19 protein-coding genes and 1 tRNA gene are annotated in these 25,297 nt (G+C 70.0%); 5 read left to right on the top strand and 15 right to left on the bottom strand.

The window, feature by feature from the left end; all coding sequences use genetic code 11:
- Positions 1 to 20 precede the first annotated feature (20 nt).
- The 3 genes from tilS to dacB form a co-directional block, all read right to left on the bottom strand.
- Positions 21 to 1,019, bottom strand: a complete 999-nt coding sequence (gene tilS / locus AB0C87_RS07985) for a tRNA lysidine(34) synthetase TilS (protein WP_360576878.1) — start codon at positions 1,017 to 1,019, stop codon at positions 21 to 23.
- A gap of 66 nt (positions 1,020 to 1,085) precedes the next feature.
- Entirely contained in the window at positions 1,086 to 2,195 is a 1,110-nt protein-coding gene (locus tag AB0C87_RS07980; RefSeq protein WP_345179798.1) for a zinc-dependent metalloprotease, read from the bottom strand.
- Positions 2,196 to 2,335: 140 nt separating this feature from the next.
- Positions 2,336 to 3,655: a D-alanyl-D-alanine carboxypeptidase/D-alanyl-D-alanine-endopeptidase gene (gene dacB / locus AB0C87_RS07975; protein WP_360576877.1), complete on the bottom strand. Its 1,320-nt coding sequence runs from the start codon at positions 3,653 to 3,655 to the stop codon at positions 2,336 to 2,338.
- A 218-nt stretch (positions 3,656 to 3,873) separates the two neighbouring features.
- Here dacB and AB0C87_RS07970 point away from each other — a divergent pair, with 218 nt between their 5' ends.
- Positions 3,874 to 4,365: an inorganic diphosphatase gene (locus AB0C87_RS07970; protein WP_179837865.1), complete on the top strand. Its 492-nt coding sequence runs from the start codon at positions 3,874 to 3,876 to the stop codon at positions 4,363 to 4,365.
- Positions 4,366 to 4,529: 164 nt separating this feature from the next.
- Here the strand turns inward: AB0C87_RS07970 and AB0C87_RS07965 are convergent, their stop codons facing one another.
- A complete protein-coding gene (locus AB0C87_RS07965; protein WP_360576876.1) occupies positions 4,530 to 5,765 on the bottom strand; it encodes an NlpC/P60 family protein in 1,236 nt (411 codons plus the stop codon).
- A gap of 168 nt (positions 5,766 to 5,933) precedes the next feature.
- Positions 5,934 to 7,442 carry a sigma-70 family RNA polymerase sigma factor gene (locus AB0C87_RS07960; RefSeq protein WP_345179742.1) on the bottom strand — a complete coding sequence of 503 codons (1,509 nt, stop codon included), beginning with the start codon at positions 7,440 to 7,442 and terminating at the stop codon, positions 5,934 to 5,936.
- 550 nt (positions 7,443 to 7,992) lie between these two features.
- Here AB0C87_RS07960 and AB0C87_RS07955 point away from each other — a divergent pair.
- Both AB0C87_RS07955 and AB0C87_RS07950 read left to right on the top strand, forming a co-directional pair.
- Positions 7,993 to 8,769, top strand: coding sequence for a MerR family transcriptional regulator (locus tag AB0C87_RS07955; RefSeq protein WP_345179740.1), 777 nt, complete (start codon positions 7,993 to 7,995; stop codon positions 8,767 to 8,769).
- A complete protein-coding gene (locus AB0C87_RS07950; RefSeq protein ID WP_360576875.1) occupies positions 8,766 to 11,189 on the top strand; it encodes a VIT domain-containing protein in 2,424 nt (807 codons plus the stop codon). The genes AB0C87_RS07955 and AB0C87_RS07950 overlap by 4 nt, the downstream gene beginning before the upstream one ends.
- 446 nt (positions 11,190 to 11,635) lie before the next feature.
- Here the strand turns inward: AB0C87_RS07950 and AB0C87_RS07945 are convergent, their stop codons facing one another.
- Positions 11,636 to 13,087 carry an MFS transporter gene (locus AB0C87_RS07945; RefSeq protein ID WP_360358257.1) on the bottom strand — a complete coding sequence of 484 codons (1,452 nt, stop codon included), beginning with the start codon at positions 13,085 to 13,087 and terminating at the stop codon, positions 11,636 to 11,638.
- 102 nt (positions 13,088 to 13,189) lie between these two features.
- Between AB0C87_RS07945 and AB0C87_RS07940 the strand changes: the two genes are divergently transcribed.
- Positions 13,190 to 13,564: a MarR family transcriptional regulator gene (locus AB0C87_RS07940; protein WP_345179736.1), complete on the top strand. Its 375-nt coding sequence runs from the start codon at positions 13,190 to 13,192 to the stop codon at positions 13,562 to 13,564.
- Between the two features lie 116 nt (positions 13,565 to 13,680).
- On the opposite strand, the gene AB0C87_RS07935 is transcribed toward AB0C87_RS07940, so the two are convergent.
- From AB0C87_RS07935 to AB0C87_RS07915, 5 genes are all read right to left on the bottom strand, one after another.
- On the bottom strand, positions 13,681 to 14,214 hold the full coding sequence (locus AB0C87_RS07935; protein WP_360576874.1) for a DinB family protein: 534 nt from the start codon (positions 14,212 to 14,214) through the stop codon (positions 13,681 to 13,683).
- A gap of 428 nt (positions 14,215 to 14,642) precedes the next feature.
- Positions 14,643 to 15,749, bottom strand: coding sequence for a hypothetical protein (locus tag AB0C87_RS07930; protein WP_360576873.1), 1,107 nt, complete (start codon positions 15,747 to 15,749; stop codon positions 14,643 to 14,645).
- Positions 15,750 to 16,148: 399 nt separating this feature from the next.
- Positions 16,149 to 16,224: transfer RNA gene (locus AB0C87_RS07925), tRNA-Thr, on the bottom strand.
- Between the two features lie 64 nt (positions 16,225 to 16,288).
- Positions 16,289 to 17,770, bottom strand: a complete 1,482-nt coding sequence (locus AB0C87_RS07920) for an alpha/beta hydrolase (protein ID WP_360576872.1) — start codon at positions 17,768 to 17,770, stop codon at positions 16,289 to 16,291.
- A gap of 92 nt (positions 17,771 to 17,862) precedes the next feature.
- Positions 17,863 to 18,555 (bottom strand): TetR/AcrR family transcriptional regulator, encoded by a 693-nt coding sequence (locus tag AB0C87_RS07915; protein WP_360576871.1) that lies wholly within the window; start codon positions 18,553 to 18,555, stop codon positions 17,863 to 17,865.
- 105 nt (positions 18,556 to 18,660) lie between these two features.
- Here AB0C87_RS07915 and AB0C87_RS07910 point away from each other — a divergent pair, with 105 nt between their 5' ends.
- On the top strand, positions 18,661 to 20,148 hold the full coding sequence (locus AB0C87_RS07910; RefSeq protein WP_345179723.1) for an MDR family MFS transporter: 1,488 nt from the start codon (positions 18,661 to 18,663) through the stop codon (positions 20,146 to 20,148).
- Between the two features lie 1,083 nt (positions 20,149 to 21,231).
- Here AB0C87_RS07910 and AB0C87_RS07905 read toward each other — a convergent pair.
- The 4 genes from AB0C87_RS07905 to AB0C87_RS07890 form a co-directional block, all read right to left on the bottom strand.
- A complete protein-coding gene (locus tag AB0C87_RS07905) occupies positions 21,232 to 21,441 on the bottom strand; it encodes a hypothetical protein (RefSeq protein WP_360576870.1) in 210 nt (69 codons plus the stop codon).
- A 687-nt stretch (positions 21,442 to 22,128) separates the two neighbouring features.
- On the bottom strand, positions 22,129 to 23,370 hold the full coding sequence (locus AB0C87_RS07900) for an ABC transporter permease (protein WP_360576869.1): 1,242 nt from the start codon (positions 23,368 to 23,370) through the stop codon (positions 22,129 to 22,131).
- Complete coding sequence (locus AB0C87_RS07895) at positions 23,367 to 24,128, bottom strand: ABC transporter ATP-binding protein (RefSeq protein ID WP_345179716.1); 762 nt, start codon at positions 24,126 to 24,128, stop codon at positions 23,367 to 23,369. The genes AB0C87_RS07900 and AB0C87_RS07895 overlap by 4 nt, the downstream gene beginning before the upstream one ends.
- A complete protein-coding gene (locus tag AB0C87_RS07890; protein ID WP_360576868.1) occupies positions 24,125 to 25,294 on the bottom strand; it encodes an efflux RND transporter periplasmic adaptor subunit in 1,170 nt (389 codons plus the stop codon). The genes AB0C87_RS07895 and AB0C87_RS07890 overlap by 4 nt, the downstream gene beginning before the upstream one ends.
- Positions 25,295 to 25,297 lie beyond the last annotated feature (3 nt).

Below are 25,297 nucleotides of genomic sequence, written 5' to 3'. Positions count from 1 at the left end.
GATCCGCACACACCGCGACGTCAAACCGGGCCGAACAGCAGCTTTCCAGACCTCCTGAAGGCGCGCAGCCCCCCGGGCAGATCCACGTGCCGCTGGCCGTGCCAGGCCGTGACCAGCCGATCCACTGCATCGATATGGACCGCCGCGAGCGTACCCGGTGGGCTGCCGGCCCTGACCGCCGCCGTCCGCAGCACCCTGGTGCGGACGGCTCTGGGCAGCCCTGCGAGCCCTTCCAGGCGGACCGCCACCGTGTAACCGTCTTCGGAGACCTCCAAGTCGGAGTAGGCGCGAGCGCTCATCTCGTCTAGGGCGTCGGCGTCGTCGCGCAGCATCCTCGCCGTCCGCGCCAGTGCTTCGGCCACTCCCGGGCCGAGCGCCTCCTCCAGAGCGGGAAGGGCCTCGTGCCGGACGCGCACGCGCGCGAAGGCACGGTCGATGTTGTGGGGGTCGTCCCAGGGGTCCAGGCCCATGGCTTTGCAGGCGCGGCGCGTGGTGGCGCGATCCAGTCCCAGCAAGGGCCTTAGGTAGAGGACGCCACTGGAGCGTCTGAAAGTGGTGGGCATGCCGGCCAGCGAGCGGGCCCCCGAACCACGCGCCAGCCCGAGCAGGACGGTTTCGGCTTGGTCGTCTTGCGTGTGACCAAGCAAGACGCCCGTAGCGCCGAATCGATCGGCGGCACCGTCCAGGGCTGTGTATCGGGCGTCCCGGGCTGCGTTCTCTGGGCCGCCTGGTCCGTCGACTGTGACCGCGACAGATCCCGCTGGGTCGAGACCAAGGCCGACCATGGTTCGGACCACCTCGTCGGCGCGCTTGTCCGAGCCGTCCTGCAGGCCATGGTCGATGGTGATGCCTCCGGCCCGACGCCCTGCCCTGGGCGCCTCGAAGGCCAGCGCCCCAGCGAGCGCCAGCGAATCAGCGCCCCCACTGCACGCGGCCAGCACCATCGCGCCCTCAGGCACGTCGGCGAGCACCCGGCGCACCGCGAGACGCACCGCTGCCACAGCCGGATCAGGGCCCATGGCAAACGTCTACCATCACACGGCGTCGCACGCCCAAGGCAGGCAAAGCCTCAGGGTCGCTGTGGGTCAGGCCTCGTTGGCCTTCGGCGGAGCATCGATGGCGCGTGTGCCGACGACCCTGCTCATCCACAGCGTGGGTTCCTTGATTTCGTCGTGGCTCGGGAGCGTCTCCGGCGACTGCCAGACCTGGTTGAAGCCGCTCATGCCGACCTCGGTGACGACCCTCCGCACGAACCGCGACCCCTCCGCGTACTGCTTCATCTTCAGGTCGATGCCGAGCAGGCGCCGGATCGTCTTGTCGAGCTTGGAGCCGCCCGAACGCCGTCCCTGGAAACGCGACCGGATCTGCTGGACGGACGGCACCACCTCGGGGCCCACGGCGTCCATGACGTAGTCGCCGTGCCCTTCGACAAGCGTCATCACGGCCGTGAGGCGGTCGAGGATCTCCCGCTGCTCAGGCGTCTGGATCGCGTCGATGAGGTTGGAGTCACCGCCGCGCACGGCGTCGGCGACGGCCTCGGCCGCGTCCCGGATGCGGTCCAGCATCATGCCGGGGTCGAGGTCGGACGCGAGGAGGAACTTGGTCATCTGGTCCTGGACGTACTCGCGCAGCCAGGGGACGCCGGTGAACTGAGCGCGGTGCGTCTCCTCGTGCAGGCAGACCCAGAGGCGGAAGTCACGCGACTCCACACCAAGCTCCTGCTCCACATGGACGATGTTGGGCGCGACCAAAGTCAACCGCCCTGTCGGCGCACGCCCGGACGGGTCCGGCGGCAGGAACAGCTCGTACTGCCCCAGGACGCGGCTCGCCATGTACGCCAGGATCGCGCCCACCTGCATACCCGTGACGCGAGAACCGACCGCCTGGACGACGACGTTGCCCGCCCCACCGAGGGGGCCGCCGTTCCCCTTCGCGGACATCTGCTCCATGAGCGGCTCCAGCACCACCCGAAAACCGTCCACGTTGGCACGGATCCAGCCGGGCCTGTCCACGATCGTCGCAGGGTCGGGGTCGAGCTCGGACGCCATCCCGGTGAAGTCCCGGACGTGCCCGTGGGCGATCTTCGACAGGTCGCGCAGCTCCTTGACGACCTCACGGGCCTCGGCATGGGTGACCTGCGGCCCGGGCCTGACGAGCCGGGTGCCGGCCTGGACCGCCAGGTTCCAGTCGATCATTGAGGCGCTCATGTCACCACCGTACGTTCGGAACGCGGCGCCGGAGCGCCCTGCTTGGTCGTTCAACGAACAACCGTTCTGGTTATCTCCCGTACGGGCGCCCCCACACCCGCGCCGTGGCTCGGGTGTGGGGTCTCAGATCAGCCGCATCCGCAGGTGGCCACCGCTGCGGCGAGCTGGTCGAGCTTGCCTGGGTCGACCGGTCCCTTGCCATCTCCTGCCATGAACGCGAAGGCGAGCAGGCGCCCGTCCGCGTCGTAGGCGAGTCCGGCCAGGGTGCTGACGCCCGCCAAGGTGCCGGTCTTGGCGCGCACCATCCCCGCGCCCCCCTGGCTGGCCGTGACGGTGTAGCGGGGCGGGCTCAACGTCCCGGAGAACCCTGCGATGGGCAGGCCGGTGATGACCGGGCGCAGCTTCGGGTGGTCCCCGCCCGCGGCAAGGGAGACGATCCGCGCCAGCGCGATGGGCGAGATGCGGTTGAGCGGCGACAACCCACTGCCGTCGTTGACCGAGACTCCCTCGGCCACGCCCAACCCGGCGAGAACCTGCCGGACGGTCTGCGCGGCATCGGCGAATGTCGCGGGACGTCCCAGATTGATGGCCACCTGGCGGGCCACCGCCTCGGCCACGTCGTTGTCGCTGTCGGTCAGCAGATGCTCCACGAGCGCGGACAACGGCGGCGACTGGACGGCGCCGAGTTGCGCAGCCCCCTTCTCAGCGACGGTTGAACGTCCGGCCCTGGCACTGACCCCGTTCTTGGACAGCAGGCGCGCGAACTCCCTGGCCGCAGCAGAAGGCGGGTCCGAAACCCGTGTCTTGCTGGACGGGTCCGATGGCGCTACACGTCCCTCATCGACGGTCAAAGCGCTGACGGGTGCCACCTCGCCGTCGGGCAGATAGTTGGGTTTCCAACCCGCAGCCGTTCGGGGCCCCTGGTAGGCGGACGAGTCGTAGTCCACGCGCACCTGGCCCGCGCCAGACGCCTTCAGGGCCGTGGCCGTCTGGCGGGCCAGATCCGCAAGCGACGCATAGGGCGGGTGGTCGGCTCCGGCACGCGGCGGCAACGCCGTCAGGGTAGGATCCCCGCCTCCGACCAGAATGATCCCGTCGCCGGCGCCGCGCACGACCCGGGTGGTGATCCGGTGGCCCGGCCCGGCCGAGGCCAGCGCCGCCACCGACGTCGCCAGCTTCGTCGTCGAGGCCGGGGTGGCGGGCTGCCCGGCGCGCAGCTCGTACAGCGGCCGCCGGGTCTCCGCGTCGACGACCACCGCGTTTATCTTCGCCTGCGGTCCCCCGATCAGCGCGGACAGCCGCCCCGCCAGGGCGGACGGGTCGGGCGGACGGCCCGACCCGGGCTCCGCGGCGGGGATCGCGGCGGACGACGGCGCGATCCGCACCAGGTCGCGCGCCGCCACGCTGGGCGGTTGCGGCGACAGGCGGCGGTCGGGTGTGAGTTTCACCACTGCCAGACCTGCGGCGACGGCGAAAACGTTAAGGAGGGACAGCGACAGGACTGCGAGGGCCCGGCCCCGTCCAGGCACGTGACCGCCCCTCTCCCACTCAGCACTCACCAACGTGCGACATCCTTATACAGGGGAACACTCACCTGTGGTGCCGGCCTCGCCCACAGGCTCCCGAAAGACTATTCACTGCGAGCGCGCAGGGAGCGGAGGACATCTTGGATTTCGACGTCACGATTGAGATCCCGAAGGGTCAGCGGAACAAGTACGAGGTGGACCACGAGAGCGGCCGCATCCGGCTCGACCGCATGCTCTTCACCTCCACGCAGTATCCGGCCGACTACGGCTTCGTCGAGGACACCCTCGGCGAGGACGGCGACCCCCTGGACGCCCTGGTCCTGCTCCAGGAACCGACGTTCCCCGGCTGCCTCATCCGCTGCCGCGCCGTGGGCATGTTCCGCATGACCGACGAGGCCGGCGGCGACGACAAGGTCCTGTGCGTCCCCGCCACCGACCCCCGCATGGAGCACCTGCGCGACATCCACCACGTCGCCGAGTTCGACCGGCTGGAGATCCAGCACTTCTTCGAGGTCTACAAGGACCTGGAGCCCGGCAAGTCCGTCGAAGGCGCCAGCTGGGTGGGCCGCGTGGAGGCCGAGCAGGAGATCGAGCGTTCCTTCAAGCGCGCCTCCGACCAGGGCGGCCACTGAGCCGTCTCCGGCCCGTGCGGCCGGCCGGGCCGTGCGGCCGGCCGGGCCGTGCGGAGTCGCGGACGGCACCGACCCGCTCCCTGCCGCCCACGCGACGCTCGCGACGAACCCTTCTGTAGGACTCCTGCAGAAGGGTTCTCGCTTTGTACGGGGGTTGGGCTCTATCAGCCCGCAGGGCGTGTGGCCCCGATCAGGTCGTGCCGGTGGATGCTCGCTATGCGCACCCGTGCACCGGTGTAGGGCGCTTCCACCATGCGTCCATCGCTGAGGTAGAGCCCGACGTGGTGGATCGTGGCGGGGTCGGAGCGATTGGTCGCGAAGAAGACCAGGTCACCTGCGCGCAGTCTGCTGATGGGAATGTGCGGTCCGGACGTCCACTGGGTGCCCGTCCAGTGGTCGAGCCGCACACCCGCCTTGTTCCACGCGTACATGGTCAGGCCTGAGCAGTCGAAGCCGACCGTCCCGGCACCCTGATCGATGCCGTAGGTCGGCCCGTCCATGTCGCCCCCGCCCCAGGAGTAGGGCGTGCCGAGCCACTTGAGCGCCGCCTCGACCGCGATGGCACCGCGCGCCTCTGGTGGCACCTCCTTCGGAACGGGGAAATCCGAACGGAACTTGCGCGTCTGCGCCTTCTCCCGCGCTCGTTCCCGCGCACGTTCCCGCGCGCGCTTGACTTCCGCAGCATGCGCCTGGGCCTTACCAAGCTTGTGTTCCAGACGGCGCTTATCCGTCTCGATGCGCTGGACGGCCTCCTGTTGGGTGGCCACAGCGTCCTGTGCGAGCCGTTTGGCCTCGTCGGCGCGCCTCGTGGCTGCGCCTTGCTCGTCCAGCGCGGTCTTCGCCTGGCGGCGGAAGACGTCCGCAACCGTCTTGGAGGCCTCGACCCGGCGGAACATGGCGGTCCGTCGTTCGGCGAGCATCTTCACCATGCCCGCGCGGTCCATGAAGCCTTGGGGCCCGCCTTCCCCCGCGACCGCCGAGGACATCGGGTCGTAGCCGGTGTTGTCCTGGTAGACCTGCGCGGCGAACGTCGCCAGTTCGGCTCTGGCCTGCTCCACTCTCCGGTCCGCCTCGGCGAGCCTCCCTTGGACGTCCCTGTACGTCTCCTGCGCGCGCCGCAGTTGCACGAGTTCCCCGTTGTAGCGCTCCACGGCGGCCTCTGCGGTGACGGCGAGCCTGTCGAGTTCGCCGTCGGCCTGGGCGAGCATGGCCTTCGTCCGCCCGACCTCGGCCGCCTGCTCCCTGACGTCGCGTTCGCTCCGTTCGACGTCCTTCGCGCTAGGGCCGGGCGGGTCGGACGGACGGGCGGACGCGCCCGGCACCAGCACGCTCATGCCGATCGCGAAGCCGGAGGTGAGAGTGACCAACCGCAGTGCCCTGCCGGCGGAAGGCAGGGTCACGCGACGGCGACGTAGCTCGGGTGCGCCAGGTGCCATGATCACGTCCTCCCCGCCCGCGTTACCGCCTAGCGCAAATGATCAGCTACGAAGCGTAGTTGACTCGGGAAAAGGCAGGTAGAAACGCCACGCGGTGGCCGTCCGCAACGGAGGAAGGTCAGTCGCCGGGCGTCAGGTGCTGAGCGCAGGCCGCCATGTGACGTGGACCAGAGGCCCGCCGGGTCGGAAGGTGACTGTGCTTTCTCCGTGGGACTTCTGCCCTCGTGAGACGTGCACATGGACCGTTACGCTGTGCCCGGCTGCAAGATGCCCATAAGCCGGACTGACTGCGAGAGGGCCTCGGCTCCTCGCCTTCCAGGCCACTGGGTTGCCCTCTGCCCATAACTCTATGGAGCCGTTCGCTCCTCCGGCCAGGTCCAGGAATAAGGGTGAGACCACGAGCGCGCCTGCGGCCGCGGACTTCGGGGACCCATCCGAGAACGCCAGCAGCGACGACATGCCTAAGAGAGCGGGCGGCGGAGCGGACGAGTTGCGCGCGCCCAAGGGAAACGGGGCCGAGGGGACGGCGTCGAGGGTGTCGGAAGCACGTGGACGCGCAGGCATCTGCTGCCTGGATCCGGGCCTCTGGGAGGCGCCGGGAACCGCCGTCGGACGCGGGCCGGCGTGTTCGTCCCTGTTCTCACGCTGGGCACTGACGACGTACATGGACGCGACCCCGGACGCCGACAGGAGCGCGACGGCCATGAGCACGGCAGAGGCACGACCGACCTGTGCGTAGAGCCCGGTCGCCCCGTCCTCCTTGGCGGTCCTACGGGTGCGGCCGAACCGCCAGCGCCGGCCCTGGCGAGCCACCCGTTCGGGACGCCCGAAGGCGGTCTGGAGGGGAAATCCATCGGACCTGAAATCCGTGACACGCGTGGCCACGAAGAGCCTGTAGCCGACCAGCTCCGGATCCAGGAAGCAACTCATCACCCTGAGCCGCATCTCCGGCGCGGGCTCCGCCTCCGGGAGCAGCCCGAAGACCTTGGCGGCCGACAGGGTTCGGGGACGGAGAGCCCCACAGGCGGAACACTCTCGCGCGTGCTCCATCAGCCGCTTGCTGATGTCGTAGGTGAGCTCACCATGCCGCTCACGGAGGAGGAGAGCCCTCTCGGGGCAATCGTAGGGGCCCTCGTTCGTGAGTATCTCCGCGGTCAAAGCCGCTTCGAGTGCGCCGTGCGCGTCGTCGAGTGCCATCTGCGCGTCCCTCGCCGACAACCCGAACACGGCGGCAAGGTCGGGTACCGACAACTGGCGCCTGACGCGCAGCTCCAGGATCTCTCGCGAGAGAGGCGGCAGCGACATCACCGCATGCCACGCCGTGAGGCGCTGGTCGACGTCCTCCTGGTCGTGACTGGCGACCGGCACGTCCGGCACCTGGTGCCTGGACGGCATGCGGCGGGCGCACTCCAACCTGGCGATGGCATAGAGCCATGGTCCGAACCGGTCGCGTTCCCGCAGCTCGCCTATGTGCGCCTCGGCCACGATGAAGGTGTCCCGCAGGGCGACCTGTGCCGCGTCGCGTCCCCTCAGCTGAAACCAGCAGTACGCGTAGAGCTTCTCGGCGTAGGCGTCGTAGACCGCGGCCGGGGCGCCGGGGTCGCGCTCGCGCAGCGTCTCGACCAGGAGATGGTCGCTCATGCCAGAAAAGGTAAAGGCTGCGGACGCTCGTTACCAGCAAATTCAAGAGATCACATCCCAATACCAAACAGCACTCTTACCCCATAAACAGATCTATTGGACACCGTGTCGCTATTAATAGACTTTGGGCGCTTCGTCCGAGATACTGCAAGGTTCACCGAGTTCGCATGACCAGGACGTCGCCCCGATGAGCGACCGGAAGGCCACCGAGGGTGACACCCGGACATTTCGGACCTCGGCTCCGGAGCGACCATTTCTACAATCGGCGAGGCTGCACTTCCGGCCACGGCCATAAATGCCTAACCAAACGGTGAGCCAGGCAACGAATGTCGCCACTATGACGCCTCAAAGGGCAATTCGGCCACGGCTTCGTCTCCGAGCATGCCCGACGCACGTCCAATGCAACGTTCGGCGACGGCGCCCGCCACGAGACCGAGCCCGAGTCGTCCGGGAGTCGGCATACCCGAGCAGCGTCCGGGAGGGCCGGTGCAGCACCGCTCCCCCTCGATCGCGATTGACACTGTCATCGTGACAGTGTCATCATCAAGCTATGGACGACGACACCTGGACGATCGCCGAACTGGCGGACCATGCCGCCGCGGCTCTCGCGGCGGGCGCGTCCGCACAGGTCAGCGGCCGGGTGCGCGACCTGCCCAACGAGCGGCTGATCCGCTGGTACACCACGATCGGCCTGATCGACCCTCCCCTCGGCCGCCGCGGCCGCACCGCCCTGTACGGGCCCCGCCATCTCCTCCAGCTCGTCGCGGTGAAGCGGCGACAGGCCTCGGGCCGCTCCATCGCCGAGATCCAGATCGAGCTCGCCGCCGCGACCGACGCGGAACTCGCCAAGATCGCCGCAGTTCCCCCTCCGTCGGCCGACCTGCCGGCGCCCGCCCCTTCCTCCGGAGCATCCGGCCCCCTCGGCTCGAACGCCCCGGCCATTCGGGACGCAGATCAGGCTCCCCACCGCGACTCCGCGGCAAGACCGGAGGGCCAGGGCATGCCGCCCCCAGCCCGCCCGAGCGCGGCGGGCGGCGAGAGAGGCAACTTCTGGAGCACGCGCCCCGATGTGTCATTCCGGCCGAACGTCGATGTCAGCGGCTATGGCGAACCCCGCCCCGCTCTCGTCCAGGGCGTCCGTCTCGCGCCCGGCCTCACCGTGCTTCTGGAGGTCCCTGACCTGAACGGCGACGACGTCGCCGCCATCGAGGCGGCCGCGCGTCCGCTTCTCGACGAACTACGCCGCCGCGGCCTGCTCGCCCCGGCACGGCCCCCCGCCGAAAGCCCCGACTTCCAGCCCGCCGACCCACCCCGGAGGATCCAGTGACCGTGCGTATCCTGCCGCTACCCGAGCCCGCGCCGCCGGTACCCGACCACGGGCTCGGCGCGCTCAGCACCGGCAGGGGAAACCTGCCGCTCGACTCCGTGGACGTGCACGCGTCCATCACCGGCCTCGCCGCGGGCATCGAGGTCGTCCAAGGCTTCCGCAACCCCTTCGACGAGCCGCTGGAGGCCACCTACATCTTCCCTCTGCCCGACCGCGCCGCCGTCACCGCGATGCGCATGGAGGCCGCGGACAGGGTCATCGAAGGGAAGCTGAAAGAGCGCGGCCAGGCGCGGCAGGACTACGACACCGCCATCGCCGCGGGTCAACGCGCGGCCATAGCGGAAGAAGACCGCCCGGACGTGTTCACCATGCGGGTGGGCAACATCCTGCCGGGTGAGCGAGTCACGATCAGGCTCTCCCTCGACCAGCCGCTGCCGCACGAGTCGGCGTCCAGCGCGACGTTCCGCTTCCCCCTCGTCGTCGCGCCCCGCTACATCCCCGGCGCTCCGCTCGACGGCGAGCGCGCAGGCTCCGGCACCGCCGACGACACCGACGCCGTGCCGGACGCGTCCCGGATCAGTCCGCCCGTCCTGCTGCCCCACTTCCCCAACCCGGTTCGCCTGGCCGTCACCGTCGACATCGATCCGGCGGGGCTTCCCCTCACCGAGATCCGGTCGGCGTTGCACGTGGTCGCCGAGGCAGGCGACGGCGAACGGATGACCGTACGCCTGCTACCGGGCGAGCGACTCGACCGCGATTTCATCCTCCGCCTCGACTTCGCCCCCCACGAAAGCGCGGCCCTCTCCCTCATCCCCGACGAGTCCGGCGAGGAAGGAACGTTCAGCCTCACGGTCCTGCCTTCCGGGGAGGTGAGGCCCCGGCCACGCGACGTGGTGCTCGTCCTCGACCGTTCCGGCAGCATGCACGGCTGGAAGATGGTCGCCGCCCGCCGCGCCGCCGCCCGCATCGTCGACACCCTCCGCGCCGAAGACAGGTTCGCCGTCCTGTCCTTCGACAGCGTCATCGAGCGCCCGCGCGACCTCGGCTCCAGACTGGTCGACGGCACCGACCGCAACCGGTTCCGCGCCGTCGAGCACCTCGCGGCGCTGGGCGCGCGGGGCGGCACGGAGATGCTCACCCCGCTCGACGAGGGCTGCCGCCTGCTCACCGACCCCGCCCGCGACCGGGTCCTCGTCCTCATCACCGACGGCCAGGTCGGCAACGAGGACCAGCTCCTCGCCCACCTCGAACCGCGCCTGCACGGCATCCGCGTGCACACGGTCGGCATCGACCAGGCCGTCAACGCCGGCTTCCTGAACCGCCTCGCCTCGATCGGCCAGGGCCGCTGCGAACTGGTGGAGTCCGAAGACCGCCTCGACGAGGCGATGGAGCACATCCACCACCGGATCGCCGCCCCCGTGGCCACCGGTCTCTCCCTTCACGCCGACGGGCTGGAGATCGTCCCGGGCAGCGTGGCGCCCACCCGGCTGGGCGCCCTGTTCCCCGGCGTGCCGCTCCAGATCGCGGGCAGGTTCCGCGGCGCGGCTTCCGGCGCCCTCTCCGTGCGGGGGACGGCGTCCGACGGCACGACCTGGGAGCAGCACGCCACCGGGGTGGTCGCCAAGAACTCGGCCGCCCGATCGATCTGGGCCCGCGCGCACCTGCGCGACCTAGAAGACCGCTACACGGTCGGCGGCGCCGGTGACCTGGAACAGCGCATCATCTCGACCTCCCTCCGGTTCGGCGTCCTGTGCCGCTTCACCGCGTTCGTCGCCGTGGACAGCCGGGTCGCGACCGAAGGCGACGCTCCGCACCAGGTCGTTCAGCCGGTGGAGATGCCCCGCGGCTGGGCGGGAGCCGCACCGATGGCCGCCCCGCGAATGGCCCCGGCCGCCTTCTCCGTGGGAATGGAAGGCGCCGCCCCGCCGGCAGGCGGAGCTCCCCCTCCCCCCGCCATGCCTTCGGCGCCCATGCCGGCCGCCCCCACGGGCCCGCCCCCGATGCCGCAAGGCGCCCCGGCCGGCTACGGCGCGCCGCCCCCGCCCCCAGCCCGCTCCTTCGGCCGCCCCGCCCGCCGCGCCCGACGAGCGGCAGGCCCTGCGCCCTCACCCCTCGCCGGATTCCAGCAGGAACTGGCCAACGTCCTGGGTCGCCTCCGCCAGGTCCCCGACACTCGGGAAGAGCGCGTCCAGCACCTGCTGAGCGAGCTTCTCCCCATCCTGGAGTCGATCGTCCAGCGAATGCAGACCCTTTCCTTGGACACCAAACCCCTCGCCGACCTTCGCGATGACCTCCACCGCCTCCGGCCCACCGCCGACCAGCCCACTGTCAACGACCAGTGGACCCAGGCCCTCCAGGTCCTAGCCGACTTCACCGGCGAATCCCCGCCCCGCCGCCCCTTCTGGAAACGTCCCGGCTAACCCAAGGCGGGGGCGCCTCCAACAGGAGACGCCCCCGCCACACCGCACGCCGCAAACAACGCGGCACTCCACACCAGCACCCACCCACGCCACCGCACCCCATCCAGCCGCAGCGCTTCGCCTAGGTTCCCCACACCTAACGGCACATCAAGCACCCAGGAACGTCACAGATTCAGCGACAGCGCTAATCCCCCAGGAGCACAGTCGCTCCCAGACCCGCCAACGCCCCCGAGTCCGCAAACCCCGCCAGGCACACACACCCCGCTAAACGCGCACTTTCCCCTAGGTGCGCAGCTCCCGCCGGGCGCTCGACCGCCGTTCACGCACAGACGCCCCCGGTGCGCGGGCGCTGCCGGGGGCGGGGAGGCTTGAGGGGCCGTCGGGGAAAGGTGTGGGCCGGGGCGCGCGGTGGGTTGCGCGGCCCGGCCCACAGTGGCGGAGGGCGGTCAGGTGTGCTTCGGGCGGTAGCGGCGGAGGAGCGGGATCAGGTTCAGGGCCAGACCGATCACGGCGACGGCGCTGACCAGGTTGACTCCGGGGTGGAACTCGCCGAATCCGTCGCCGCCGGCGGCCGTACCGCCCGCGACCAGGGCGGTGACCAGGGCCAGGACCAGGGCGGCGCCGACCTGGCCCGAGGTCTGGACGAGGCCCGAGGCCAGCCCCTGCTCGGAGTCGTCGATCCCGTCCGTGGCCTGCGCCATGATCGAGCTGAAGCCGAACGCGAACCCGCCGCCCAGCAGGAGCATCGTGGGCAGGATCGTGAACGCGTAGTGCGGAGCGTTGCCGGCGGTGGCCAGGAACCAGGCGTAGCCGAGGCTCAGGGAGGTCATCGAGCTGATGATCAGGCGCGGCGTCCCGTAGCGGTCGATCAGGCGCCCGACGAACGGCGAGCCGAACGCCACGAGGAGCCCGGCCGGCAGCAGGGCCAGGGCCATCTTCAGCGGCGACCAGCGCAGCACGTCCTGCAGGTAGAGCGTCATCATGAACTGGAAGCTCAGATACGAGCCGAACAGGGCGACGATGCTCAGGTTGGCCCGGACGATCGAGCCGATCCGCAGGATGCCGAGCCGGATCAGAGGGTGGCGCACCTTGTTCTCGGTGACGAAGAACGCGATCAGCAGGGCCGCCGCGACGGCGACGGAACCCAGGGTGACCGGGTCGAGCCAGCCGCGCTCGGGCGCCGAGACCACGGTGTAGACCGCGAGCAGCATGCCCCCGGTGAGCGTCAGGGCACCGAGGATGTCGTGCCCTCCTTCGGCCGCCGACCGGTCCCGCGGGATCAGCGCGATGCCGGCGACAAGGGCGAGGACGGCGAGCGGAACGGGCGTCAGGAACGTCCAGCGCCACCCGAAGCTGGTCAGCAACCCGCCGAGGATCAACCCGGACGAGTAGCCGCTCGCCCCGAAAACGGAGAACACCGACAGCGCGCGGTTGCGCGCCGGGCCCTCGTGGAAAGTGGTGGTCAGGATGGACAGGGCGGTCGGCGCGGTGAACGCGGCGGCCAGCCCCTTCACGAACCGCGTGGCGATCAGCAGCGTGCCGTCGTTGACGAGACCGCCCACCAGCGACGCCACGGCGAACACGGCGAGAGCGGCGAGGAACACGCGGCGGCGGCCGAGAAGGTCGGCGGTGCGCCCGCCGAGCAGGAGCAGCCCGCCGTAGCCGAGAACGTAGCCGTTGACGATCCACTGCAGTGAGGTGGTCGAAAGGCCCAGTTCAGCGCCGATCGACGGCAGCGCGACGCCCACCATCGAGACGTCGAGTCCGTCGAGGAACAACACGGCGCACAGGACGGCGAGGACTCCCCACAGCCGGGGAGTCCAGGTCTGTTCGGCCGGCGCGCCCACGGCGCCCGGCGCCCGGACAGCGGAGTCGGGTGAGGTCTCGGTGATAGTCACGTCGAGGGACAGTACATGCACATGCATCAAATGTCCACGCACAAAGTTCCGGCGAATTTAATGCTTGTGCATCTGATGCGCTTGCATGGTAAGATGCGCGGCATGGAGGCGGAGTCAGTCCTGGTGGACCGCTGGCGCAAGCTGGCGACCTGCTACAACACGGTCGCATGCGCTCTGGACCGCGCCTTGCAGGACGTCCACGGCCTGAGCATGAGCGAGTACGAGACGCTCGACCGCCTCGTGGATCAGAACTGTGAGAAGCGTCGCATGCAGGACATCGCCGCGGCCATGTACCTCAGCCAGAGCGCCCTGTCCCGGACGGTCGCCCGTCTGGAGAAGCACGGCTACGTCCAGCGCGGGCTCTGCGAGGCCGACCGCCGCGGCGTCTTCGTGGAGATCACCGACGCCGGCCGCCGCTGCCACGCCGACGCCCGCGACACCCACCTGAAGATCCTCGCCGAGCACCTGACCGACTGACCCGGGACGTTCAACCGCGGCCGCTGTGACGGGCTCGAATACTTCGGAGACCTCTGGCGATCGTGGACTCTGTCAGGCGCACACCCTCCGCTGTCGACGGCTGCGCTGATCGGCAGCTACTCGCCGGTCGTCCCGTCCAACAGCTCGCGGGCAACGTCGAGGTGGCCGACATGGCGCGCGTACTCCTGGAGCAGGTGGAAGAGGATCCTGCCGAGGGAGGGAGCTTGTTCGGACGTCCGGAAACGACCACCCAGACGAGCTCGGTCGTTCAGTGCGGCACCGTCCAAAAGAGCGCGCGTATGCGAGACCTCCAACCGATAAGCGTCCATGACCTGGGCGGTGGCCCGGTCAGCAGGGACGGTCCATTCAGCCTCGTCGCCACCGGGCGGGTAGGCGAGAACGTCTTCGGCGGCGAATCCCCAACGCATCCACCGGCGTTCGACCCAACCCAGGTGCTGCACCAGGCCGAGCGGTGACCACCCCAACGGCTCGACCGGCTCGCGGAGTTGCTCGTCCGAGAGCCCGGAAAGCTTGCGCATCAGCGCTTCGCGATACCACTCCAAGTATCCGAGCAATAGCTCGCGGGCGTCTGTCACCTCAACGCCTGGACCATCGAGAGGCGCGGGCACCTGGCCCGGAGGGTTCTGCATCCGCCGAAGGGTAGTGCGGCTCCGGTCTCCAGGCCGTCTCAGCAGGCACAGGGCAAGGCGTTATTCAGAACCTTCGCTCCTGTTGCGCCGTCTCGTCAGACGAAATCCGCGCTCGTCATGCCTGCCGTGTGGCCAGGCGGCCACTGCACGAGCTCGATCCGGTAGCCGTCGGGATCCGTCAGCCACGACGCCCGGAGCCCCGACCCCAGGTCAGCCGCCGTCTAGCGCCAGCCCCCCACACTGGACGTCTGCAATCACGACCAGCTCGTACCCGAGCACGGACTAGAGGGCGAGGGAAGGGCCGAGGTCGGGGGTCGCGCAGGCCGAGGTGCGACATGCGCACGCGCGGCCGATTCTTGCGACCCCTGCACGCCATCGTGGCCGAGTTCCGGCCCTGACTCATCGCAACGGACAACTCTCGCCCCTTCTCACAGAGGGGTGAACCTGATCCTCCAGTCGCCTTCGGCTCGCACATGCAGGTAGGTCGAGCCTGACAGGTGGGCTTCGGCGTAGGTGGCACCATTGCCGGACAGAACCCGCTGGCCCTGCTCGAAGTCCGTCGTGAGTTCCGTGAGAGAGAAGTCGCCGTGCTCGGCGTGCGTCATCTGGACGATCGCGGGGCCTCCCATGTAGCGGAAGACGAAGGAGCCGCGCGAGGAGATGTGGTCGCGGGCCGCCGGGACGGTGTCGAAGCGCTGCAGCCACGCGGACCACCGCCCCATTGTCTCGATCCGCAGGTGGACGTGCTTGTCCTCACGTACAGGGAGCGGCGCCACAACACGGCTTCGGTGCCCTCGAACTCGAAGCAGAACCCGTACGTCTCCCGCTTCGACGAGCTTGACCACGCTTTTCCGCTCGCCGCCGTGGAGGCGGACGACCAGCACCTGCGGGACGCGTGGTTCACGATAAGGAAACTTGTGCTCCCTGGCGCCCCTTCCCTGAACTCGCTGGCTCTTGCGTACGCCCGGCGGGCACGTCTTATAGGGCGCGGGTTCTCCAGGAGCGCGCGGCGCAGGGGCTGGGGTCCGAGACCCGCGCGGTAGAGAACTGGGCGCGGGTGCGCGCGGCTCGGGCGGCGGTGGCGGGCGTCGGCCGGTCGCGATGGGCGGCATGCCCTCGTTGATCCTCACCCCGTCCGCGGCGCACACGTCGATGATCCGGGTGACGCCCCCCTCGGGGGTCCAGGAGAGACGGTCGACGGACGTGCCGTGGCGCGGGTCGAAGAAGCACAGGGGACGGCGGGGCGGCGCAGGGTGGCCCGCGAGGCGGGCGTCGACGCAGGCGAGCGCGTGGCGGCCCTCGTCCAGCGCGATCAGCACATCCGCGGCGTCCGCGCGGTCGCGGTCTCCGACGAAGGCCCTCTTGGCCTGCTCATAGGCATCGAGCGCCCGCGAGTAGTCCGTCAGGAGATCGGCGTCCGCGGCGTGCTGCTCGGGTACGAAGGGGTGCCGCGCCAGCGCCTCGCCGAGGGCCGTGATTTCGGCGTCGATGAGGGCGAGTTCGTCCGTACGTCGCCGGCGGAACAGCCTGAACATGAGCGAGACCTCTTCATCCCCCGAATCCCGAGAGATCGTATCGAACCGGCGCTTACAACGGCTCCCAGAAGGGACGCGCCTGCCCGACACCGCACCCCACACTCAAGTCCTGGGCCAACTCTGCCCACGACGGTCGCGTCAGGTTCGCGTGGCGGCCATGCTCGCGCTCATGGTTCGCGCCACCTCCACGCGACGACCCTTCCTCTGGCGGGTGGGCCCGTCCACATCGTCGCCGCTCGGCTCGGCCATGCTGACCCGGCCATCACGCTACGTCTACGCGCACGTGGACCCCGGCCGAGGGGGGTGGGGCGGACGTGTTCGCGCGGGTCATGAACGGAGCGGTCGAGGCGCCGATGTAAGCACAGAGGCCCCTTCCGGGATCGGAAGGGGCCTCTGAGGTGGAGCCGCCTATCGGAATCGAACCGATGACCTATTCATTACGAGTGAATCGCTCTGCCGACTGAGCTAAGGCGGCGTGCCATGCGGGGCATGGCGGAAGCAGTCTACCGGGTGTTAGGGGGTGGGTGTGCACTGGTTATTCAGCGGCAGGTGGTCCCGTTCCTGGGCGGGTCAGCGCTGATCAGGTAGTCGTCGGTGGCCTTGGTGATGCAGGAGTTGCCTTGGAGGTAGGCGGTGTGGCCGTCGCCGTCGAAGGTGAGGAGGACGCCGCTGGAGAGCTGGCCGGCCAGGCTCTGGGCCCACTTGTAGGGCGTCGCGGGGTCGCGGATGGTTCCGATGACGACGATGGGGGCGGCGCCCTTGGCGGTGATGGGTTGAGGTGCTTGTTCGGTCTGGGCGGGCCAGTAGACGCACGGGAGGCCGCCCCAGACGACGAACGGCCCGAAGCGGGGAGCGACCTTCTTGGCCTGCGCAGCTGCCTTGCCGTAGGCGGCGAGGTCCGGCGGGTTGGGCTTGTCGACGCAGTTGACGGCCATGTTGGCGTCGGTCTGGTTGCTGTAGGTGCCGTTGGCCTTGCGTTCGACCATCTCGTCCGCGAGAGCTAGGAGAAGAGTGCCGTCGCCCTTCTGCGTCGCCTGGGTGAGCGCCTGGCGCAGAACGGGCCAGTACTCCTTGACGTAGAGGGCCCGGGCGATGCCCATCACGGCCAGGGACTCGGTGACCTTGCGGGAGTCGCGCGTGTTGCTGAGGGGCTTCTTGTCCGTGGACGCGAGGAAGGAGGAAACCTGGCCGATGACCGCGTCCGGGGTGTTGCCGAAGGCGCAGCCGCCCGACTTCACGCAGTCGTCGGCGAAGGCACGGAGAGCGGTCTCGAAGCCCTTGGCCTGCTCGATCAGGAGGTCGGTGGACGACAGCTTCGGATCGACGGCGCCGTCCAGGACGAGGGCGCGGACGTTCTTGGGGAACTGCTCGGCGTAGAAGGCGCCCAGGTACGTGCCGTAGGAGGCGCCGTAGTAGGTGAGCTTCTGGTCGCCCAAGGCGGCGCGCAGGACGTCCATGTCGCGGGCGGCGTTGACCGTGCCGACGTAGGGAAGCTCCGAGTCGGCCTTGGCCTTGCAACGCTGCGCGAAGGCCTTGCTTGCGCCGCCTAGCTGGTTGGTCTCGTCCGAGTCGTCTGGGGACGCGTCGGTGGCGAAGAACTCGTCCAGCTGGGGTCCGGTGTTACAGCGGACGGGCGCGCTGGACGCCACCCCGCGCGGGTCGAAGCCGACGATGTCGAATCGCCGGCGCAGGTCGTTCCCGAAGGTGCGGGCGGCCTGGCGAACGAAGTCGACCCCGGAACCGCCGGGACCCCCAGGGTTGGTGAGCAGTGAACCGATCCGCTCGGACTTGTCTTCGGCCGGGAGCCGGATGAGCGAGATGCCGACCTTCTCGCCGGACGGCTTGGTGTAGTCCAAGGGGACCTGTACGGTCGCGCACTCGAACCCGTTGCGACAGCCCTTCCAGGACGGTTTCTGGCCATAGAACTGTCCCAGGCCCGTGGGGACGCTTGCGGCCTGGCTCGTGTTCCTGTCCCCGCTGTCGCAGCCGGTGGCCGCCGCCAGAACCAGCACAGCGGCCACGCTGATGAGTTTCGCTGCCCGCACCCGGTCCCCGTCTCGTCGTAGCTGCACGTACGCCGCCGCCTACGCTACGTCGGCATGGTGGTCGAGGGCTACTTCCCTCGGTATTCGTGTTCGATGCCGTCCAGCACCCACTTGAGGCCCAGCTCGAAGCTGTCGCTGCGGTAGAAGCCCGTCTCCAAGAAGGGCTTGAGGTGCGGTAGTTCGCCCTGTTCCACCAGCAGCCGTACGTACGACTGCTCCAAGGGGGTCGTTTGGACGCGCTGGGGGGCAGTATCGGCGGCCTGCTGCTCCATCGTGATGAAGCCCAGCATGTAGTGGTCGATCGTCTTGACGATGGCCAGCATGCCTTCCGGGTCGTCGGTGAGGCGGGCGGCGGCGGCCAGGGTCTGCTCGATGTGGCGCAGTCCGTTGGGCCCGATGCGCGGGGAACGTCCCGCGAGTTGCAGCATCCACGGGTGCCGCAGCCCGGCCTCGCGCTCCCTTCGAGCGATCTCGATCAGCGCCTCGCGCCAGCCGTCCGGCAGCTCCCCCTGGACCAGCACCTCTTCGGCGACCACGTCGTACATCAGGTCGAGGAGGTCCTCTTTCGCGTCGATGTGCGTGTACAGGCTCATCGCCCGGACGCCCAGCTCGCTTGCGATGCGGCGGATGGACACCGCCTCCAGGCCCTCCGCGTCCGCCAGCCTGATCGCCGCTTCGACGATCGCCTCGCGGGTCAGCTTCGGCCTGCGCCCGCCGCGCGGACGCGTCCACACATCGCCTGACCTCGGTGTTGCCGCCACACCAGAGATCGTACGCGAGACGCCGTATCGATACGGTGTACGGAGCTGGCGATACGCTGTATGGTGTTGCCGATACGGCGTACGGAAACTGGAGGGGGAACGGGGATGACCACGGCAGGCACCGCACCGTCCATCCAGAAGGCACCCATCGATCCGCACCTGCGCAACATCGCGGTCGTCGTGGTGCTCGGCGCGATCATGACGGTCCTCGACAGCACGATCGTCAACGTCGCGATCACCGCCCTCGGCCGGGACTTCGGCACCTCCCTAGCGACCATCCAGTGGGTCGTGACCGGCTACACCCTCGCCCTCTCGATGGCGATCCCGCTGACCGCGTGGTCGGTGCGGCGGTTCGGGGCCCGGACGATGTGGCTCGTCTCGCTCGGCCTGTTCATCGGCGGGTCGCTGCTGTGCGGGCTCGCCTGGTCGTTGCCCTCATTGATCGTGTTCCGCGTCCTGCAAGGGTTCGGCGGCGGCATGCTGATGCCCGTCGGGCAGACGATGCTCGTCCGGGAGGCCGGGCCCGACCGGATGGGCCGCGTGATGAGCATCGTCTCCGTGCCCGCGATGCTGGCCCCGATCCTGGGCCCGCTGCTCGGCGGCGTGATCGTCGACAACCTGAGCTGGCGGTGGATGTTCTTCGTGAACGTCCCGTTCTGCGCGCTGGCGCTGGTCGCGGCCCTGAGGATGCTGCCGCGCGACGGTGAACGCAGCACGGACGCCCGGCTGGACGTCATCGGCATGCTGCTTCTGTCTCCCGGCCTGGCGGCCCTGGTGTACGCGCTGTCTGAGGCGGGAAACGGGGCGGATCTGACCGGGGGACACTTCCTCATCACGGCGATCGCCGGCGGCGTCCTCGTCGCGGCGTTCGCAGCCCACGCGTTCCGCAGGGCCGACGGCGCCCTCATCGACCTGCGCCGTCTCGGCACCCGGGCCTTCACGGCCGCGACCGGCGGGCTCTTCCTCTACAGCGCCGCGATGTTCGGCCTGATGATCCTCGTTCCGCTGTTCGCGGGAATCGTCCGCGGGGAGTCGGCTCTGGACGCGGGCTGGTTGCTGGCCCCGATGGGGGTCGGCGCGATGGCCACCATGTCGGTGTCGGGACGGCTCGGCGACCGTTTCGGCGGACGATGGCTCGCGGTCGGCGGCATCCTCTGCGTGCTCGCCGGGACGGTGGCCCTCACCACCCTCTCCCCCGGCACCGGACGCGCCACGATCATGGCCGCGATGCTCGTCGTCGGACTCGGCCACGGCATGATCGCGCCGCCCCTGATGGCGATGGCCTACCAGGGCCTCCCCCGCGAAGCGGTGCCCGCCGCGACCACAGGCGCGAACATCCTGGTCCGCATCGGCAGCTCGTTCGGCACGGCGGTGACGGCGGTCATCCTGCAGATCGGGATCCGCCACGAGATCCCCGGAGCGTCCGGAAGCCTGGACGAGGCAGCCGGACACCGCACAGCAGAGACACTGTCCCTCCTGGCGAACGCCTTCACCGACACCTTCTGGTGGACTGCGGTGTTCCTGGTGGCGGCCTTGGTCCCCGTCCTCACCATCCCGCGCAAACCACAACAGAGCCCACCCGCCACGGCCTGACCCGCCCGGACGGTCTCGTCACAGGAAGCGATGATCCCGCGGCACTCACTCCGCGAGGCCGGTCAGACCGTCGCGTAACTCGGTCCCCTCTGCCCCAGGCCTCGGCTGGACCGGGCCGCTCTGAGACAGGCCGCAGCTGGATCCGGCCGATCTGGGGCAGGCCGTCTGATACGGCCCGGTCTCAGACGCGCCCATCGGACCACGCCGGGGCTGAGACAGACCGGTCGGAGCAGGCCACTCGAAGACGGGCCACTCCGTCCGTCTTAGACGGGCCGGTCGGACCGGTCCGGCCTGCCCCAGACTGCTCTGGGACGGGCCCCTAAGAAGAACCGGTTCGAGGGCTCTGAGACGGCCAGTCTGCGGCTAGGCCGCACTACAACTGGCCGGTCCCAAGGCAGGCTGGGGCCGGGGCAGGACCCTGCGGGAGGGCTGGGCTGGGCTGGGGCTGGGTGGTCTGGGGGGTTAGTTGTTGGTGGGCTGAGAGGTGGGGGGTGGTCCTTGGTTCTTGCCGGTGCCTCGGTGGGGGGCTAGGGAGGCGCAGGCTTGCATGGCCTTCTGCTCTGCTGCGGATCTTGTGGGGCGGATGCCGGTCGGGGAGTCGTTTGTTGGGGCGTTGGACGGGCGTCCGGTTTGCGGACTGCCTGGGCCACCGGTCGGGGAGTCGCTCGGACGGTTCGGCGGGCGGCCAGTTGGTGGCGCGCCGCCGGGGGCCTTTCCGCCGTCCGGGATATCTGCGCCCTGCTTCTCAAGGCAGGCGCGGAATGAGGCCATGGGATCGGCCACGGCCGTCTTGTCCGGGCCTGCGGCGGCGGTGCCGCCGTTTCCGCAGGCCGTGCTTAGCGGGATTGTTCCGGCGGCGGTCAGGATGCCGAGCATCCGCATTGCGCGCACCCTGCCCATTGAGATCTCCCTCTTTCATCGCTCTGCCGGAATCTCCGGTCAACGGCCGGAGCGCTCGTTCACGGTGGTTGCGGTCAGGGGGCCATCCCGGCCTGGGGAGGCCTGGACGATTCAACGGCCGGAGCGCTCGTTCACGGTGGTCGCGGTCAGGGGGCCGTCCCGGCCTGGGGAGCCCTGGACGATTCAACGGCCGGGGCGCACGTTCACGGTGGTCGCGGTGAGCAAGCCGTCCTGGCCTGGGGAGCCCTGGACGGTGACGGCCGTGCCCGCGTCGAGGTCGCGTAGCCCGCCGTCCTCGATGATGCGGATCTTGGTGGTTCCGGTGGTCTTGACCTTCACGGTCTCGCCGGAGGCGGTGCGCAGGTACAGGGTGTTGCCGACGACCTTGGTCACCGTCCCGGTGGTTCCCGAGCCGTTTGGACGGTTTCCTGTCCCAGGGCCGTTGCCTGGGGCGCTGCTGGGGCCGATGCCTGGGGCCCCGCCCGGTCCGTTGTTGGTACCCGGGGCGCCGTAGCCGCCTTGGGGTCCTGCGGCGTCCGGAGGTCCGCCGTAGCCGCCGGTTCTGGTACGGCCGTCGGCAGACGGTTCAGAGGAGCCGTTCTCGGACCACTTGTGCGCCTGGACGCCGCTCAGGAAGCCTGCGACCAGGAGGACGCTGGCCGCTAGGTAGAGCGTCGGCCCTGACAGAGACCTCTGCGAGGGCTGCGTGAGTAGGTCGGTGGCGAGATCGTTGTCGAAGGGCGAGCTCGCGAGCAGTTCGGCGTCCGCGGTCGGGTTCTCGGGCATGTCTTGGCTCTTACTCACAGCGCACCGGCGCGGCCAGCGTCGGCAGGGGGGGGCGACCAACTCCGTCAGTTGCGATGGCTGCGTGAGTAGGTCGGTGGCGAGATTCCTTGTCGAAGGGCGAGCTCGCCAGCAGTTCGGCGTCCGATATCGGGTTCTCGGGCATGTCTTGGCTCTTACTCACAGCGCACCGGCGCGGCCAGCGTCGGCAGGGGGGCGGCCGTCTTCGTCAGCGGTGGCGGTGGGGTGGGGCGTTGGGGCAACGGGTGGTGGGTTCAGGGGCATGAGGGTCCTTGGTTAGTCGTGGCGTAGGGCGTCTATGGGGCGGAGCTTGGCGGCGCGGTTGGCGGGGTAGCTGCCGAAGAACAGGCCGATCGCCAGGGAGACGGCCAGGGCCAGGACGATCGACGACGGGACCAGGACGGGTTTGACGCCCGCGATGGTGAAGAGGCTGCCGAGGACGCCGGCGAGGACGCCGAGGAGGCCGCCGGTGAGGCTGAGGACGGTGGCCTCCGCGATGAACTGGCCCAGGATCGCGCCGCGCGGGGCGCCGATGGCCTTGCGGATGCCGATCTCGCGGGTCCGTTCGGTGACGGTGACCAGCATGATGTTGGTGATGCCGATGCCGCCGACGAGGAGGCTGATGGCGGCGACGGCGCCGAGCAGGACGGTGAAGGTCCGGCTCGACTCGCTGACCGCCGACTGGACGCTCGCCTGGCTGGAGACCGTGAAGTCGGCGCCGCCCGGGGAGGTCGCGTCGTGACGCTGGCCGATGATCTGGGTGACCTCGGCCTCGGCGGCGCCGACCGTGTCGCTGCCGGTGGCCTGGACGATGATCTGGTCCAGGGCGCCGTACCCGATGAGGGTCTCCTGGACGGCCGGGAGCGGCGCGACGGCGATGCTGTCCGGGTCGGAGAAGGTCGACGAGGAGGAGCCCGTCGCCTTGAGGACGCCCGCGACGGTGAACCGGATCCCGCCCACGTCGATCTTCTTGCCGATGGGGTTCACGCGTCCGAACAGGTCGGACGCCACCGTGCTGCCGAGCACGACGGTCTTGCGGGCGGCGGCGACGTCCTCGGCGGTGAACGCCGTGCCGGACGCGAGGGTCTTGTTCGCGGCCGCGAAGTAGGACGGGGTCGTCCCGACGAACTGGCCGATGGTCGCGCTCGTGCCCGCGTACCCCGCGGTGACGGACTGGCTGGTCACGACGGGTGAGGCGGACCTGACCGACGGGGCCCCGCCGGCGGTGAGGGCTTCGGCGTCCTCCGCGGTGAGGTCGCGGGCCTGGGTGCGCGGGCCCGAGGCCTGGTCGGTCATCCCGAAGCCGCCGCGGCCCGTGGTGGACGGCGTGACGGTGAGGGAGTCGGCGCCGAGGCGCTGGATGCTCTTCTTGATCTGCTCGGAGGAGCCGTTGCCGACCGCGACGAGCAGGATGACGGCGCCGACGCCGATCAGGATGCCGAGGGTGGTGAGGGAGCTGCGCAGCTTGTTGGCCGACAGGCCGCGGACGGCGAAGCGCAGGATCTCCAGGGCGCTCACCCTGCCTCCTTCGGTTCCGGGGGCGCGGGGCGCGCGGCTCGGATGCCGGGGGTCACCGGGCCCTCCCGGCGGACGTCCTCGACGATGCGGCCGTCCACGAGGCGGACGATCCGCTTGGCGTGCGCGGCGACGTCGTCCTCGTGAGTGATCACGACGATGGTGCGGCCGGTGCGGCCGAGCCGGTCGAAGACGCCGAGGATGTCGGCGGTGGAGGCGCTGTCGAGCGCGCCGGTCGGCTCGTCCGCGAGGAGCAGCGTCGGGGCGGTGACCAGGGCGCGGGCGACGGCGACGCGCTGTTGCTGGCCGCCCGACAGCTCGTTCGGCTCGTGCCGGGTGCGGTCGGCGAGGCCGACCTCGCGCAGGGCGGCGAGGGCGCGGCGCCGCCGGTCGGCGCCGCGGAGGCCGCCGTAGGCGAGGGGCAGTTCGACGTTGGCCTGCGCCGTCATCCGCGGGATCAGGTTGAACGACTGGAAGACGAACCCGATGCGGCGATTGCGCAGGGTCGCGAGGTCGCGCTCGCCGAGGCCGACGACGTCGATGCCGTCGAGGAGGCAGCGGCCGGCGCTCGGCACGTCCAGGCAGCCGATGATGTTCATCAGCGTCGACTTGCCCGAGCCCGACGCGCCCATGATCGCCACATAGTCGCCGCGTTCCACGGTCAGCGAGACGCCCCGCAGGGCGTGGACGGCCGTTTCGCCCGTCCCGTACACCTTGGTCACGTCGCGGAGGTCGAGCACGGGCGGGGTGCGGGCGGTCATCGGCGGCCTCCGCCGCCGGGCGCTCCGCCGCCGGGGGCGCCGCCGCCGGGGGCGCCGCCGAGCCCCGGTCCGCCGCCGCCCGGGAAGCCGCGCTGGACGGTGTTCCCGCCGCCGGACGTCGAGGTCACGGCCACCTCGTCGCCCTCCTTCAGGCCCGAGCTGATCTCGGTGCCCTGGTCGCCCCTGACGCCGGTCTCGACCGTGGTGGGGACCTGCCTGCCGTCGCGGACGACGGTGACCGTACTCTGCCCGCCGGCCGTCCTGACCGCGGCGCTCGGCACGTAGAGGACGTTCTCCGCCCGCGCCACGGTGATCTCCACCGTGGCGGTCTGGCCGAGCCGGACCCCGGACGGGACGTCGCCCAGCGCGATCACGGCCGGGAACTTCACGACGTTGTCGGTGGTCGTCGGCGCCGCGCCGATCGTGGTGATCTTGCCGGTGGCGGTCTTGCCGGTGAGCGCGTCGAACGTGACCGTGGCGGCCTGGCCGGTCTTGAGCTTCGTGGTGTCGGCCTCGGTGAACTCGCCTTCGACCTGGAGGTGCGCGGTGTCGGCGAGCTCGACGAAGCCCGAGCCCGACGACGAGGAGGAGGACGAGGTGGAGGACGAGGTGGAGGACGAGGTCGGCGACGTCGAACCGCCGCCCGAACCCGAACCCGAGGAGGACGAACCGCTCGAACTGCCGCCCACCGTCCCGTTGACGGCGGTCACCGTTCCGGCGAACGGAGCTTTCAGGACGGTCCCCTGGTACGCCCGCAAGGCGGCGTTGTAGGAGTTCTTCGCCTGGACGTACCCGGCGTACCCCTTGTCGGACGAGGTGTCCCCATCGGCGGCGACCGCCAGGTTCGCCTTGGCTGCGTCGACGTTCTCGAGCGCCTCTGTCTGGTCGAGGCGGGCGAGGACGTCGCCCGTCCTCACCTTCTGCCCCGCCTTGACGTAGATCTTCGCGACCGTGCCGGAGGCGCCGAAGGACAGCGAACGGCTCTTGGCGCTCTCCACCGAGCCGGACGCCGACACCGACGAGACCACCGTTCCGCGCGTGACGCGGGTCAGGCGGGTGGACGCGGCGGCGCCGTCGCCTCCGTCGCCGAGGGCGAGGTACGCGGTTCCGGCCCCGGCGACGAGCAGTGCGCCCAGCGCGCCGTTGACCAGGAGTGTCCGATTCATGCG

It is taken from the genome of Actinomadura sp. NPDC048021 (assembly GCF_040653135.1).
Classification (GTDB): Bacteria; Actinomycetota; Actinomycetes; order Streptosporangiales; family Streptosporangiaceae; genus Spirillospora; species Spirillospora verrucosospora.
Note: the sequence above shows the minus strand (reverse complement) of the source record. Positions and strands in the feature narration are given on the sequence as shown.

Bases quoted from the DNA above. Each gene is read 5' to 3' on its own strand.
- AB0C87_RS07895 (WP_345179716.1), bottom strand. From the start codon at position 24,128: ATGACCGCCCGCACCCCGCCCGTGCTCGACCTCCGCGACGTGACCAAG.
- AB0C87_RS07910 (WP_345179723.1), top strand. From the start codon at position 18,661: ATGACCACGGCAGGCACCGCACCGTCCATCCAGAAGGCACCCATCGAT.
- AB0C87_RS07890 (WP_360576868.1), bottom strand. From the start codon at position 25,294: ATGAATCGGACACTCCTGGTCAACGGCGCGCTGGGCGCACTGCTCGTC.
- AB0C87_RS07980 (WP_345179798.1), bottom strand. From the start codon at position 2,195: ATGATCGACTGGAACCTGGCGGTCCAGGCCGGCACCCGGCTCGTCAGG.
- AB0C87_RS07955 (WP_345179740.1), top strand. From the start codon at position 7,993: ATGGACGACGACACCTGGACGATCGCCGAACTGGCGGACCATGCCGCC.
- AB0C87_RS07960 (WP_345179742.1), bottom strand. From the start codon at position 7,442: ATGAGCGACCATCTCCTGGTCGAGACGCTGCGCGAGCGCGACCCCGGC.
- AB0C87_RS07930 (WP_360576873.1), bottom strand. From the start codon at position 15,749: ATGTTCAGGCTGTTCCGCCGGCGACGTACGGACGAACTCGCCCTCATC.
- AB0C87_RS07940 (WP_345179736.1), top strand. From the start codon at position 13,190: ATGGAGGCGGAGTCAGTCCTGGTGGACCGCTGGCGCAAGCTGGCGACC.
- AB0C87_RS07935 (WP_360576874.1), bottom strand. From the start codon at position 14,214: ATGCAGAACCCTCCGGGCCAGGTGCCCGCGCCTCTCGATGGTCCAGGC.
- tilS (WP_360576878.1), bottom strand. From the start codon at position 1,019: ATGGGCCCTGATCCGGCTGTGGCAGCGGTGCGTCTCGCGGTGCGCCGG.